This window comes from Parapedobacter flavus (assembly GCF_035818675.1).
Taxonomy (GTDB): domain Bacteria; phylum Bacteroidota; class Bacteroidia; order Sphingobacteriales; family Sphingobacteriaceae; genus Parapedobacter; species Parapedobacter flavus.
Genome location: NZ_JAYKZZ010000018.1, coordinates 72735 through 87807 on the forward strand (window position 1 = coordinate 72735; position 15073 = coordinate 87807).

Consider the following 15073-nt stretch of genomic DNA (forward strand, 5'->3'; position numbering starts at 1 on the left):
ATATTCCAGTGTGCTATTCGTCAGCGACAACAACATTAAAGCTTTCAAAAACGACATCCGTATCGACGAAAACCAATGAATCTTGTACCTGATAAGTAGCCCCTCCATCCTCATAGATGTAATCCAAGTAGATGGTACGGTGCTTATGACCATTGTAACCTTCGGATTCCGGGTCATCCTTAGCGAAATAAACGCCGCTTCCACTGGCCACAACAGCGGCATCATCCATTTGGGATACCGAAACCGTATTTTGATCGTGATCAAATTCCAATAACATATGGTATATACCGCCTGAATTTGTTCCGCCTACAACGTTCATCACATTTTCGGTTAATGACCGGGTGGTCAACTTGGTCATGTTATTATCTGTGAGGAACCGCTCGGAATAGGTGAGCACATCGCCGGTGCTTTGGTTGGTTCTTTTTCCACGAAGCAGGTACATCCCATGAGTAGCATTGATATATTTAACGCCAAAAAGGGTATAGTTTTTCGGAGGGGTAACCCAATCTTCGGCAACCCGGGGGTCGGGGTTTTCCACATAAACCAAGGGGTCGCCGCTTAACACGGTGTCGCCGTCGACACCTGTAATACGGACCGGTATCACATAATGCGTGGTAACGGCTAAGGGGTCTTCAAAGAATGCGTCGTTAAGATTAACCCGCATTTTTCCTGAGAACTTCCCTTTAGGAATGATGATTGAACTAACGTCTGCCTCGTAATACGCAGCGGGCAATAGCTTCAAGGCGTTGCCGGAACCATCCGTAATGTTCTCAGCCAACCCGGGGGCGTATTCAACGGTAACCAGCCTATCCCTGTAATTTTCGTAGGTTCCACCCATGGTTACCCCCATGCTAAACGCATGCTCAAGGTCGATGGCATTGTCTCCGATTGATTCGTCGCCCAGAATCAATGTGCGTACAGGGGTCTGATAGGGGAAGTAAATGCTTTGATAATCGTAATCGTCGAATTCGATATCACGATTGGTACAACCAAATACAACACCCGCGATCAATATTATTACTATTCTTTTCATGCTTATTTTTGTTTATTCATTGCTCCGTAAACTTGAATTACCACCCTTCATTCTGAACCATATCATATTTCAACGTTTCTGCAAAAGGAATGGGGCCGTATAGCTGATAATTATGATAATTACGGTCTTCAACTTCAACGTATGAATACGTTGTACCATCGGGTGATACGTGCACGCCGCTTACCGGTTGTTTAATATCATCGACCATCATCCACCGTCTCAAATCCCAAAAGCGTTGATTTTCAAAACACATCTCTAGGCGACGTTCGTTTTTAATTAGCGCTTCCATCTCGTTCTGGTTTAGCCCATCCACATAAGCAGTGGTGGTAATTCCTGCCCTATCCCGTATCGCATTAATCACTTGGTTCGCTGAATAGCCATGCAATTGCTCATGGGGCCCCGCAATCTGGTTTGCGGCTTCTGCAAACATCAGCAAAACATCGGTATACCGTGCGTAGGTATAATACCGGGTACCCTGGGAATTTACTGCGGGGTTGAGATTTACCTCAGATACATTCATGAATTTCCGCAGGTAATACCCAGTTAGCGTTGCGTTCCTATCGGACCCTCCTCCGGCGTCTTGGCTACCTTCCCTGATATTCATGGTAATGGTCGCACCCGAGCGACTTATTGTCGCGCCATTATACAGAATGTACAAGGAAAGGCGGGGATCACGGCCACTATAAGGATTCGTGGAATTGCGCTTTACTGCGGTCACGGGTGTCCCATCGAGCATGGGGAAGGCATCCACCAAATCCTGTGTAGGGTTTGTACGCCCTGAGCCATACAACGAAGGTGGGTAATTGTTTGCCTCCCAATTATTTCCATTCGTACGGGCCGAATACCAAAAGACCTCCGGATGCGCGTTGCTTGTCGCCACATTTTGGTTGTTATAAAACCGGATGTGGCTGTGGTTATCAAAGTTAACCTGCGAGAGCCCCCCATTCAGGTCCATAATGGCTGCGGCTTCTTCGGCCACGTGTTCGTAGGTGTAGGTACCATCGGTATAGGCGGGGCTTGCCGCGTAGAGTAACGTTTTCGTTTTGATTAAGCGAACCGCCAGGCCGTTTATTCTGTTGGTATATTGTTCGCCCATAGCCTCATCATAGCTGTATTCGCCGCTATTCGCGTAACGCGCCGGCAAATTAGCAATAGCACGGTCGCAGTCAGAAATGATAAAATCCACTAATTCATTGAAGCTAGCACGGGGGATCTGGTAGTCGTCCGGATTACTAGCATCCAACACGTGGTCCACAATAGGCACCCCCAATAGCTGGCCGTTCGTTCCCCGGCCAGCGTGTGCCTGTAAGAGGTCAAAATAATACCATGCACGAAGCCCGTACGCCTCACCTGTTAATCGCTTCGCGTACAGCGAATCGATTTTCCTGTCTTTCCACCACCATTCCACTTCATCCATATTCTCCAAAAAAGTGTTGAGGTATAAAATACTCTGGTAAGATGTATTCCAGCTTCCGAAGGGGTTGGTGTTGGCCGTCCAGCCGCCGGCTACCACCTGTTTCACAGTGTGGGCCGGATCATTGGTTACCGCATCGTCGCTACCATAAGCCAGCGGAAAATTGTTGTGGGCTACCGTGAGGTTATTGTATGCGGCAAGCAGTATACCCTCCGCATGGGTTACGGTTTCCTGAAGGTCTTCCATGGTATGGATATTCGATGCTTCCGGTTCCAGTATTTCACAACTCTCTAACAATCCAAACAGTACGATCAGTACCGTAAAACCTATGTTTTTGTATATCGTATTCATTTGTATATGATTTTTACAAATTATAAATCATTTAAAAGGACGTGATGAAACCAAAAACAACGCTTCTTGTCCTTGGCGGACCACCGGGATTAACCTCGGTATACCTTATGTTTTCCCCAAAAACAAGCAAGTTACTAGCCCTTGCATAAACCTTGGGTTGGTTCAGGAATTTTAACAGCTTCTTGTCTTTAAAGTGGTAAGTGAGCTGCATGGTAGGCAATATAAATGTATCGTTCTTGTATACCCAGAAACTCGAATTCCTATCGTTATGCCCGCCACTATTTGATGAAAGCCGGGGATGCAGGGCATTCACATCTTTGTTATCCGGCCCGTACGCCTGCATGGCGTATTCAGAAAATTTAACATCGCCAAACACGCGAAAGTAACTTCCCGAACGATAGTTGGATTGTCCCAATTTACCCACGCCTAACACGTATAATCCGATGTTTTTATAGCGGAGATCCAAGTGAACACTGTATTGTGTACGCAAGCCGTGACCAATCATACGCTGATCCCTTTGATCGATTATACCGTCGTTGTTTTGATCGAGGTATTTAATATCACCCGGTTGTACGGCTCCGAATGACGGCACAGCAAGGCCACCCACCAGGTCGCCGTTCAAGTCAAAATCTGCTTCTCCGTAGAGCCCGTCGGCCACAAGACCCCACATGGCATCTGTCGGCCGGCTTGCTCTTTGCAGGGCACGATCGGCACCTGCATAGCGGGGCTCTGATCGGCGCGTAATTTTCGGAGCGATATGCAACAGGTTACCGCCCAGAACCGCGGTAAGATCACGGGTGATACCAACGGTATAATTAAGCCCCAGTTCGATTCCCTGTATCCGGTCGCTATCGTAATTACTATAAACCAAATTCTGGTACCCCAGCAGGCTCGGATATCTATTCGCCATCAAGGTCATATTACCCTGGGAGGAACTGCGAAAAACACTCATCTCCATGTTAAATGCCTTATTGAACATGGTAGCGTCAAGCCCGAAAACGATATCTTCGCGCTTTTGCATGTGAATATCATTCTCGACGGTGGTATAACCCGTCTGCGGATTAATATGCGTACCGTTATAGTAACGGAACCCCGGACCCCTGCCGAACGTGTTACGATAAAGGAAGTAATCGTCCACGCCATCTATACTCCAATTGTCATTCTTGGAAACACCATAGGAAGCCCTCAATTTAAGGTAGTCTAGAAAGGAGAGATGGCTCATAAAATCTTCCCCAGACATAATCCATCCCAGGCCCACTGAAGGAGCCAGTTCTACCCGTTGATTTTCTGGTAGTTTTCTGCTGCCAATACCGATCGCTGAGCCTTCTATGACATAACGGTTGGCGTACATATACGTTGCCGATAAGCCTGTGTGGAACAATGTATTTCGTTGCAGTTCCCCTACATTGGTGATCTGATCTCCGTAAATCAGGGCAACCGCCGAAATATCATGTTTTCCAAAAACCCGGTTATAAGCCAGGTTGCCATAATAGGAAACCTGGCGATGGGAACTGGAGTTACCGGGGTTCGTATTATACCTATTCGACGGCCTATCAACACCATGTATGTTTACATCTTCCACCAGCCCGGTTAGCTCACTGAAAATGGGCTCATATATTGCATAATCATAATTTTGCTGCGTAAACAACGAGTTGTAAAAGTTCATTCCCGCGTACCCTTCGGCAGCAAGCCCTTGGGTGAGAAAGCTTAAATCAAGCTCGAGCTTCCCTCCAAACTGTATGTTACGCTGTTGGTATCTGGTTTTTCCGTTTTGCGTCAGGTTACCATAGATCTGATTATTGACGTAAGAAGAATTCCCTCCCAACACTTTTCCATCGATTAATCGGGCTTCAGTCATGACCATCTCGCGGATTTCCTCATCGGCAATGATTGATGGATCCCACAATACCGGGTACGCATTGGGAAGAATCGTTGCAAACTCATTCCAGTAGTTGCCCACCCGTGGTCTCTCGTTGAAATCGAAATGGGCTATTGCGTCAATACCCATTTTCAGGTAACGGTTGATGTTAAAATCGAGGTTGGACCTGAAATTAAATTTGTTGGTCTTATCAGGGGTCGTAGCCATGCTCAACCAACCATCACTTTGCATCCAGGCGGCATTTACATAGTATTGCGCGTTCTCATTGCCACCTGTCAAATCGGCAAAAACATGCATATCGCTCGTAAAGTTCCGCAGGTACTGATGGGTATAAAAGTCATTATCAGGATATGCGGCACGGTTTAAACTAGTATGGGTAGAATCGATAAGCCGTGAACTATACCTCAGGGAAGACGCGCTCACCCCATCGTTCAACTGTCCTTCATTGAACTTCTCCATGTAGTTGGCAGCGTTGAGGTAATTTGGCAGGGCCCGAGGTTCGGAAACCGAGTACTCTGCGGTTACACGAATCTTTTGCTCCCCGGCCTTACCCCTTTTTGTATTGATCAGGATAATCCCTTGGTCTCCCTGTGCGCCATAGCGTGCCTTAGAAGCCGCATCCTTCAGTACCACGATGGATGCGATCTCCCGGATATCCATATGCTGGTAATAGTATTCATTTTGGCGAATGCCGTCTACCACCACTACGCCCGGCCCGGTGCCCCACAGGTTAAAAGCGTCGAATACGCCGGAAACTTTCCCTATAATCGCATTCGCCAAGCCCGGCCTCGAATCGCTCGCCAAACTCGCCTCGGCATCAATATAGGCTACAGACCCGGTGGTTTTTTCTTTGGACGTCTCGCCAAGAACCAGATTTATCTGCTGCCCGGATGTCCACAAACTATCGGCCAAAGGCTGATTAGTTACTTTTTCTTCGGCGTTTTGCTGTGGAAAAAGTGGCAGCGATGATAACAGGCATATTACCATCATCCAGGTTGTCTTTATCGTCATATTATTATTTCTATTCATATCGTCATCTTCTAAAGTGCAGCCGCAACGATTACCATCCAGGGTTTTGTTCCCAATCTGTGGTGAAGTTTATGAGATCGTTCCGAAAAGGCATCCAATAGTGTGGCTCTTTAAACGTATAGGTGCCATTGGCTTCTGCACTCACGCGCTGAACGGTTTCGTTATTAACCGGATTATTCACATTGTTGTTCCCATTGACCAAGTCAAAGGCGAGAACCTGCAGTGGGGTACCATCTTTTAGATGTGCCCGCTTCCACCGGCGTATATCAAACCAGTAACTTCCTTCGAAAGCGAGCTCTACGGCCCGCTCGTTGCGATACAATAACCGAAACGACAGATCGGAGGGAAGCTCGCAGCTTTGTGGAATAATGGTGTCGTAAGCGGGTAACGTATCGGCTACATCCGGCTGCCCCGCCCGGGACCTTACGATATTGACGGCTTGTTCCGCGGTCAAGCTGCACCCCTCTGGAACGGCGGTATAACTTCCGGTACTTTCAAAAGCCGCCTCCGCATAGGTCAGATAGATATCCGCCAAGCGCAACAGCGGAGTCGCGTAGGCGGTATTCCCCACGTTGTTTCTGTGCGCACCGTTCGGAAGATACTTTCTGATGACATAGCAGTTGATTTGCTTGTCTCTAACCTGACTGCTCAGGTTCATCCGGACATTCCCGATCTGGGCACCATGGACATAAAAGTTCAAATCAAACCGCGGATCACGGTTCTCCCATCGCTTTCCGGTGACCCTGTCATATTCGGATTTGTAACGGGTCCCGTCGCTCATTTCGAACTTATCAACGTACTGCTGCGTTGCCTGCGCACCGTCTTGATTCGTCAAAATCTTTTCACCATAGACGCGGCCGGCTGTCTGCCGGATGGATATCGCGCCATAGGCATTTGTGGGCTTTTTAAACAATACTTCGCCCGTACCGGGCTGCACATTGCCACTAAACGTACAATACATTTGCCGCATGTCTTCCCATTTTGTGAGCCCATCATCATTGACAACCGGCATACCTTGGGGCTGTTGGCCGATGACACGCTTAGCCGCATCAATCGCCTGCTGACTGGCCAAGGCACACCGCTGGAGCAATTCACGGTCATAATCCAGGATGCCTGTGGCCTGTTCATTGAACAGGGGGCTTGCCGAATACTGCAAGGCCTTGGCTTTGTACCCCAATGCTCCTATGCTTGTTGGCCTTCCATAGTTAATGGTGGGTGTTGGCCATACAGCCGGCAATAAGTCAGCCGCCGCCTCCATATCTTCGACGATACGCTCGAACACCGCTTGGCAATCGTTGTACGTTCTACCATCCTTCTCATAACTCCAATGGCGCTTCATAAAGTCCGTTTGCTCATCGAGCGGTATCACTTGGTCGGTATAGGGGATCGTTCCGAAAGACCGAACAAATTCATAATGATAAAAAGCCCGAAAAAACAAGGCTTGCCCTTTCAACCAATTGTGTTGTTGTTCGGTCGCCTGTGTCAGTACGCCTTCCTCCAGCTTCTCAAGGGCAAGGTTTGCGATACGCAGTGCCTCCCAAAAGTGTGTATAAAGACCAAAATTTGAACGCTCTGCAGGACTGCCATCTTGGACGGGAACATAAATAGAGAACCTCGCCATTAAGCCCCCTCTTGTATGGGAATAATTCCCTTGGTTGGCAAAGATGACGGATTGCCCGTTAATACTCACGCACTCCCCGCCCAAGGATTGCGTGGTACGTGCGCCATGCCGGTTATAGTCGATCACATATAGCATCAACCGATCAAGGAAACCCTGAAAGCTTTCGTAAGTGCCAAAAACGTCTTTCTCTTCTATTGCAGCTTCGGGAGGAATATTCAAGTAATTCTCACAACCGCCCATGATAATTATCGAAACTAGCGTTGAAATTATTATTCTGATTTTCATCTGATTGTTTTTTAGTTGGCAAATGGAGCCTTTGACCATGCTGTTTGTACGTTATTATAACTGTATATTCAAACCAAAATTCAACTGCATCCTTGTGGGGTAATTTTTGCCGTCATAGTTAACACCTACGCCGTCATCGGGCATCTTGGTCCACAAAAACAAGTTCCTGCCGTTCACGTATACCTTAAGGTTGTCTATGCCGAGACGCTGGATAAAGGACTTGGGTAGGTTATAGGCGATTTGCGCCGAATTGCAACGGAAATAGGAACCATCAAAAAACTGATAGTGTCCTAATGGCATATATTTTTCTCCTAAAGCTAATGCTGGGAACGTGGGGTCTGTATGATTGTAAGTCCATGTATCCGCTAAAATATACTCGGGGATGTAGGTGTTATTGAAAAAGAATATATCCGTTGCAATCCTTCGAGTTACGTTATAGGCGCCCACAAATTGAACGGAAAACTGAAATCCTTTATAATCTGCCCCAAATGAAAGCCCGTAGTGATTCTGGGGATAGACCGGGTACCCGTAAGGGACTTGATCATCGTTAGGGGTATAGACACCATCACCATTGTAATCAAGCATGACCAGGTCACCCGGCATCAGGTTACTGGTTTGATCGATCGTGTTGGGGCTCGTACTGGAATACAGGTCATCCCAACTATTGATAAATCCCGTATGGACCCCCGTTATGGTTTGCCCTATCGGAAACCCTTCGGGCGCCTTGTGTGCCGGAACAAGTTCCGGTGTTTCTTTATAGATTACTTCGCTACGCGCCACCGACCAGTTAGCTTTCAACCAATAATTCAGGTTACCATTATGTGAATTTCTATAGGAGGCTGAAAGCTCCATTCCCTTAGATTTTGCTTCTCCGACATTGGCTGCGGTGGCAGGCTTTCCTGCTATTATGGGTACGCCCCGGGCATTGGCGGCCAGCAACATATCATTCCGGTACTCGTTAAACGCATCAGCCGTCAACATAATGGTATTCCTCAACAGCCCAACTTCCAAACCGAGGTTCTGTTTACGCGCTTTCTCCCAACGGAGATCCGGATTGCCAGGTATGCCCTCGTAATAGCGGGGATAGAAATAGTTGGATATTGGATAACCGTAACTGGAAGATTCTATCGTGGAAGGAGCACCTTGTTCGGTATAAATGGTGAGGTAGGGCCAAGTACTGCCGGTATTTACCCGGTCGTTACCCACCAGCCCCCAAGAGTACCTCAACTTTAATAAGCTCAGCCACGTGGCGTTATCCATGAACTTCTCATTGGATATCGTCCATCCGCCCGCAAAAGAAGGAAAGAAGTCAAACCTGTACTTCGGTCCGAATTTTTCAGACCCGTTATAAGCACCGTTTGTTTCCAAAAAATACCGGTCATTGTAATTATAGGTAATCCTACCTGCCCAATCCTCCCGCTTATTCGCCCAGTTACTTCCTGCCTCGGAATGCCGGCGGCTAAACATCGCCAGGCCAGTTACCGCATGCCTGCCAAAGGTTCGCGTATAATTTAGCTTTGCTTCGTTGTATATGGTTCGCAGGGACCCCCCTAGGCTAAGCGATTCGGGATTATAGTGGCTGGGCTCTTTTACCCATCCAAACCCCGCGCCCGTTGTACTCCCGGCACCATCGTCATAAATGGCCCAACCAGCGGCCTCCATATCGTCGATCAGCTCGCCATTTAGTATATACGCTTCCTGCGCATCGTCATAATACCCGCCCCGCAGGTAAAATTCAGGGTCGATCGTTTTAGTGATCAGCCCGTTATCAGATACACTTACCCCACTGTTAACAAAGCGATTATCATACGCCAGCAGCCCAGAAATGGAGAGACCTTTGGTCAAAAAATCCATGTTTTGGGTCAGCGTAAAGTCCATATTGACGGAGGTGTTTAGGGTGGTTCCCAAGCCGCTAAACAGCAGGTTATACATCGGATTAAAAGCCGATATATCTCCATTATATGCGCCATATACACCATCCTCGTAAACCATCACCATCGCATTTCCCGGCAGGTGGCTTGTTGCATCGAAAATTGCATTCAAGGCAACTCCCGGTGGAGCGGTCTGCTTGGAATGGATTCCCGAAAAATTTGCTCTCAGGTCCGTGGTAGCGGTGATTTTAAAATCGAAATTAGACCGTATATTTATACGATCGTAACGATACGATGGCTTATATCCCTGGCCCACATCCTTTCCGTTTAATAAATCACCTACATGGTTGTAACCCGCTAACGCAAAATATTTCACCTTTTCCGTACCCCCGCTTACCGTAGTATTGACCCGGTAAGAATTGGAATAATCCTTGAACATGATATCTATCCAGTCGTTGTCGGGATAGGCATACGGATATTGGCCGTTACGATAGTAACCAACCACTTCATCGGAGACGAACCCGTTGAGGACAGCGGATCCCTGAATACGCCTTGTTCGTGCAATCGCGTGATTCCGCGCTACAATCGCGTCAGCTGTCCCCACGGGTGTGACGATTCTGCTGGGTGTTTCCAACGACATCTCCGCTTCGATCTCGAACGTTGGTTTACCTGTTTGCCCCCTATTGGTTGTGATAAGTATGACCCCGTTACCTCCTTTCACACCAAACACTGCGGTCGCCGAGGCGTCTTTCAAAACAGATATAGATGCCACTGAATTGATGTCAATATCGTTTATATCACGTTCAACACCATCCACAAGGATCAATGGGGCGGCATCGTTCCAGGTCGTCTTACCTCGGATCAGGATTTCCGTTTCTTTGTATATCCGGCTATCACCACCCCCGGCCAGCCCAGAAGACGGTAGCACGGACATACCGGGGATTGCGCCGACCAAGGCATCACGAAGGTTCGAAACATTTCCCTGGGATTCCAGATCTTCCGCTTGCACTGTTCCAATGGCCCCCACTACGCTTTCCTTCTTTTGGACACCGTAACCTACCACGACCATTTCCTCGAGTTCCCGAATATTCGACTGCATGGCTATGTCGATAATATCCCGGCCTCTTACCGGCACTTCTTGTGTTTCGTAACCGATAAAGCTAAATATCAGGATCGATCCATCCGGCACGGCAAGCGTATAGGAGCCATCTGCGTTGGTGGTTGTCCCGATAGTACCTCCCTTAACGACAATGCTAACCCCGGATAACGGTTCGGCATCTGCATAGGCGGTGACTTTCCCGGAAACGTTACGGTTCTGAACGAGCACGCCCCGTGTTTCTGCCCCCCCACGGCCAGTAAATCCTGTCATCATCATCCCCTTAACGGTGTTGACCTTTTGTGTACCCAGCACTACGTGGCTACCCAGCGTTTCAGCCTTTGAATTACCGATTACTAAAAAAACAAATAACCACGTGGCAATAGCTAATTTTACTGTTGCCATTCGTCGTTTTGGTACATGTGTTATATTCATACATTCAGATGTTTGGTTCAATTTAGGCCTGTTATCTTTGCCTACTATTTTTTCACCTCTTTTTGGCTACGTCCGCGTTCAAGCTTCGGCATTTTATCGGGGTAGGCTCATGAACGCCATGGAACGCGCATCAGTTTCGCGCCGTTCCGAAGCGGCATTTCGCAAATCCACCGATTTACACGCACATATATACAATAAGATTAATCATAACTATCAGTTTTATATGGGGCAGAAACCCCGTTATTAATTTGATCAGCACGTTTAGCGATTCACGAAACGAAAACGAATCATAATCTGCACGCCCGTTATAAAAAGTTAAGCACAAAAGTAGCGGGCCATCTTAATAAACGATGAGTAAACGATGAATAAAACACAAACACGGGGTGAAAAATCAGAATTTATTAAATAAAATAGTCTGGGCCGTCTTTTTAAATGGAACATCCGATTTCCCTAGCCTGCACAAAGGATGGTAAGCTGATTGAAGTGGTTGCGGTGAATTTCCGGGGTTAAGGCTGTATTTCTTCTGTCGCAAACGCACCCCGAAATTGGCGCTTATGCCCATAACGTTTCCGTTGATTGCGCGCTATATTTGTACGGCACCAAATTGAAAGGAGTTTTGTCATGCAAAAAATCATCCCCCATTTATGGTTTGACCGGGAAGCGAAAGAAGCGGCCGAGTTTTACACCTCGATATTCCCCGATTCACGAATCACCAACATCATCACGCTTAACGATACCCCTTCGGGCGATGCCGACATGGTGTCTTTCCAGCTTTGGGGTTATTCATTTATGTCCATCAGCGCTGGGCCATTGTTCAAATTCAACCCGTCTATTTCTTTCATGGTCAATTTTGACCCGTCGCGCGATGCGGACGCGGCAAATCGGCTTGACGATATTTGGGCCAAGCTCGCCGACGGCGGAAAGGTATTGATGCCGCTTGACAAGTATCCTTTCAGCGAGCGATACGGCTGGATACAGGATAGATATGGTGTTTCCTGGCAGCTCATCCTCACCGACCCCGAAGGGGAAGAACGTCCGCCAATCCTTCCTTCCCTACTGTTTGTGGGCGATGTTTGCGGAAAAGCGGAGGAAGCCGGTGATTTTTATTTATCGGTATTCAAAGACGCACGTCGCGGTACAATCGCCCGTTATCCTTCGGGTATGGCACCCGACCGGGAAGGCACGGTCATGTTTTCCGACTTCCGGCTCCAAGGGCAATGGTTTGTGGCGATGGACAGTGCTCGGGAACACGATTATGGCTTCAATGAAGCCGTTTCGCTGATGGTGAATTGCGATACGCAGGAGGAGATTGACTACCTTTGGAAAAAGCTATCGGCCGTACCCGAAGCGGAGCAATGTGGCTGGCTGAAGGACAGGTTTGGTCTATCCTGGCAAATATCGCCCGCCGTCCTCGATGAAATGATGCAAGACCCCGATCGGGAGAAAGTAGCCCGGGTAACCCGGGCCTTTATGCAAATGAAAAAGTTTGATATTAAAAAATTAAACGAAGCCTACCAAGGCTAGGGAAAACATCAGCGCTCCCAGAAAAACGGCGGCTGGATGCCCAACGACCGTAGGTAAACATACCCCTGCCCCCGGTGGTGGATTTCATTGTCGACGAAATACAGGATGTTGTCAATGATGGGGAAGTTGAACTGGCCGAAGAGATTGAACGTCACGTGGAAATCCGATTCGGGAATCTGAGCGAACAATTCATCAATCTTGGGTGTATCTTCATCCCATTTCTGCAATAGTGCTGCTTTGGTCGTAATCGTGCCCAAACCGTCTTCGGTAAAGCCTTCTTCGGACCGGTCAACGATACCCTGTAAACCCGGAACGGCGATAGACAATAATTCTTTGGCCAATTCGCCGAAAGGCCGCATGCCGGCAACGGAAAATGTAAATAGCTCCTTTTCCGGAAACGCTTCGATAACCCGCCGGGTTAACGTGCGGTGTCCTTGCCAATGTTTCAACAATTCGTCTTTGGTGATGATACTCATGATAATGATAATTAATAGTGGATAATTGATAATTCCTTATTGTTCACTACAAAGAAACGGGGTGTTGATGACAACGTTTTGTCAATAGGGAAAAACAACTAAAATTTTGTAATATTGCGTGACCTTATTCGGTATGGCATCAAACGAAGCAAGTTTTAGTCTGTTGTCTAATGTCTAATATCTAGTGTCTCAAAAAATGACCGCATATAACGAAGATAGTATACGCTCGCTCGATTGGAAAGAGCACATCCGGCTCCGGCCGGGGATGTACATCGGAAAGCTGGGCGACGGTTCAGCGTACGACGATGGTATATATGTATTGCTCAAGGAGGTGATGGACAACTCCATTGATGAATTCGTGATGGGCGCTGGGAGAACCATCGACATCAACATGAGCGAACAGAAGATTGCCGTGCGCGACTACGGCCGGGGCATCCCCCTAGGCTCGGTGGTAGACGTGGTGTCCAAAATCAATACCGGCGGTAAATACGACAGTAAAGCGTTCCAGAAATCGGTAGGCCTCAACGGGGTCGGCACCAAGGCGGTCAACGCCCTTTCCACGTCGTTCACCGTGCAGTCGTACCGCGATGGCAAGACACGGATTGCCGAGTTCAGCCAAGGGGAACTGGTAAGGGATGAAGAAAAATCGACCACCCAACGCAACGGAACGGCCGTAACCTTTTACCCCGACGACAGCATTTTCAAGAACTACCACTACCGCGCGGAGTTCGTGGAAAACATGATCTGGAATTATGTGTTCCTCAACTCGGGACTCACCATCAATTTCAACGGCCAGAAATTCGTTTCCGAAAACGGACTCAAGGATCTGCTCGAACGGAACATCGACGCCGAATCCATGCGCTACCCGATCATCCACCTCAAAGGGGAAGATATCGAAATTGCGATTACCCATGGCCAGCAATACGGCGAAGAGTATTACTCGTTTGTAAACGGACAGCATACCACGCAAGGCGGTACGCATCAGGCAGCCTTCCGCGAAGCACTGGTGAAGACCGTACGCGAGTTCTACAAAAAAGACTATGATGCCTCGGATATCCGTGCATCTATCATTGGTGCGGTCGCCATCAAGGTACAGGAGCCCGTATTCGAGTCGCAAACGAAAACTAAACTCGGTTCGCAGAGCATCGGCCCCGAGGGGCCTACGGTACGGACCTTCATCAACGATTTTATCAAAAAGGCGCTTGATGATTACCTGCACAAGCACGGCGAAACGGCCGACGCGTTATTGAAGCGGATTATGCAGTCGGAACGCGAGCGCAAAGACATCGCGGGCATCAAAAAACTGGCCAACGAACGTGCTAAGAAGGCTTCCCTGCATAACCGTAAACTACGCGATTGCAAGGTGCATTACGGCGATAAACACGAGCTGGCACAGGAAACCACCTTGTTTATCACGGAGGGCGACTCGGCGAGTGGATCCATCACCAAGTCGCGCAACGTGCAGACCCAAGCCGTGTTCAGTCTGAAAGGCAAACCCCTCAATGCGTTCGGGCTCACCAAGAAAGTAGTGTATGAAAATGAAGAGTTCAACCTCCTACAACATGCCCTCAACATCGAGGACGGGTTGGATGGACTCCGCTACAACTACATCGTCATCGCCACCGATGCCGACGTGGATGGCATGCACATTCGCCTGTTGCTGATGACCTTTTTCCTCCAGTTTTTTCCCGATTTGGTAAAAGCCGGCCACGTTTCCATTTTGCAAACGCCCTTATTCCGTGTGCGCAATAAGAAAGAGACCATCTATTGCTACAGCGATGAGGAGCGCCAGCGCGCCATCATGAAATTAGGCGGAAAACCGGAAATCACGCGCTTTAAAGGACTGGGGGAGATTTCGCCGGATGAGTTTGGCTTGTTTATCGGTGAAGACATGCGCTTGGATCCCGTTATTCTTTTAAAAGAATTGAAAATCACACAGTTGCTAGGATACTACATGGGCAAGAATACGCCCGACAGGCAAAAACACATCGTGAACAACCTCCGTGTGGAAGTGGATATAGCCGAAGAATCGAAAACCGAAGAACTGGTGGCTTAATAG

8 protein-coding genes are annotated in these 15073 nt (G+C 48.1%); 2 read left to right on the forward strand and 6 right to left on the reverse strand.

What is annotated here, in order from left to right:
- Nucleotides 1-13 precede the first annotated feature (13 nt).
- Genes U9S71_RS15575 through U9S71_RS15595 form a run of 5 tightly spaced genes read right to left on the reverse strand, consistent with a single transcriptional unit; the run spans nucleotide 14 to nucleotide 10984 of the window.
- Nucleotides 14-1033: a DUF1735 domain-containing protein gene (locus U9S71_RS15575; RefSeq protein WP_326328515.1), complete on the reverse strand. Its 1020-nt coding sequence runs from the start codon at nucleotides 1031-1033 to the stop codon at nucleotides 14-16.
- Between the two features lie 37 nt (nucleotides 1034-1070).
- Nucleotides 1071-2798, reverse strand: coding sequence for a RagB/SusD family nutrient uptake outer membrane protein (locus tag U9S71_RS15580; protein WP_326328516.1), 1728 nt, complete (start codon nucleotides 2796-2798; stop codon nucleotides 1071-1073).
- A 31-nt stretch (nucleotides 2799-2829) separates the two neighbouring features.
- Nucleotides 2830-5706, reverse strand: coding sequence for a SusC/RagA family TonB-linked outer membrane protein (locus U9S71_RS15585; protein ID WP_326328517.1), 2877 nt, complete (start codon nucleotides 5704-5706; stop codon nucleotides 2830-2832).
- A 31-nt stretch (nucleotides 5707-5737) separates the two neighbouring features.
- Nucleotides 5738-7612 (reverse strand): RagB/SusD family nutrient uptake outer membrane protein, encoded by a 1875-nt coding sequence (locus U9S71_RS15590; protein WP_326328518.1) that lies wholly within the window; start codon nucleotides 7610-7612, stop codon nucleotides 5738-5740.
- 54 nt (nucleotides 7613-7666) lie between these two features.
- Entirely contained in the window at nucleotides 7667-10984 is a 3318-nt protein-coding gene (locus U9S71_RS15595) for a SusC/RagA family TonB-linked outer membrane protein (RefSeq protein WP_326328519.1), read from the reverse strand.
- A 651-nt stretch (nucleotides 10985-11635) separates the two neighbouring features.
- Here U9S71_RS15595 and U9S71_RS15600 point away from each other — a divergent pair.
- Nucleotides 11636-12538, forward strand: a complete 903-nt coding sequence (locus U9S71_RS15600) for a VOC family protein (RefSeq protein WP_326328520.1) — start codon at nucleotides 11636-11638, stop codon at nucleotides 12536-12538.
- A gap of 8 nt (nucleotides 12539-12546) precedes the next feature.
- On the opposite strand, the gene U9S71_RS15605 is transcribed toward U9S71_RS15600, so the two are convergent.
- The gene (locus U9S71_RS15605; protein WP_326328522.1) at nucleotides 12547-13014 is read right to left on the reverse strand and encodes a DinB family protein; all 468 of its coding nucleotides are present in this window, start codon (nucleotides 13012-13014) and stop codon (nucleotides 12547-12549) included.
- A 196-nt stretch (nucleotides 13015-13210) separates the two neighbouring features.
- Here U9S71_RS15605 and U9S71_RS15610 point away from each other — a divergent pair, with 196 nt between their 5' ends.
- Complete coding sequence (locus U9S71_RS15610; protein WP_326328524.1) at nucleotides 13211-15070, forward strand: DNA topoisomerase IV subunit B; 1860 nt, start codon at nucleotides 13211-13213, stop codon at nucleotides 15068-15070.
- Nucleotides 15071-15073: the final 3 nt, after the last annotated feature.

Coding starts and splice junctions, on each gene's coding strand:
- U9S71_RS15575 (WP_326328515.1), bottom strand. CDS start 1,033: ATGAAAAGAATAGTAATAATATTGATCGCGGGTGTTGTATTTGGTTGT.
- U9S71_RS15580 (WP_326328516.1), bottom strand. CDS start 2,798: ATGAATACGATATACAAAAACATAGGTTTTACGGTACTGATCGTACTG.
- U9S71_RS15585 (WP_326328517.1), bottom strand. CDS start 5,706: ATGAATAGAAATAATAATATGACGATAAAGACAACCTGGATGATGGTA.
- U9S71_RS15590 (WP_326328518.1), bottom strand. CDS start 7,612: ATGAAAATCAGAATAATAATTTCAACGCTAGTTTCGATAATTATCATG.
- U9S71_RS15595 (WP_326328519.1), bottom strand. CDS start 10,984: ATGGCAACAGTAAAATTAGCTATTGCCACGTGGTTATTTGTTTTTTTA.
- U9S71_RS15600 (WP_326328520.1), top strand. CDS start 11,636: ATGCAAAAAATCATCCCCCATTTATGGTTTGACCGGGAAGCGAAAGAA.
- U9S71_RS15605 (WP_326328522.1), bottom strand. CDS start 13,014: ATGAGTATCATCACCAAAGACGAATTGTTGAAACATTGGCAAGGACAC.
- U9S71_RS15610 (WP_326328524.1), top strand. CDS start 13,211: ATGACCGCATATAACGAAGATAGTATACGCTCGCTCGATTGGAAAGAG.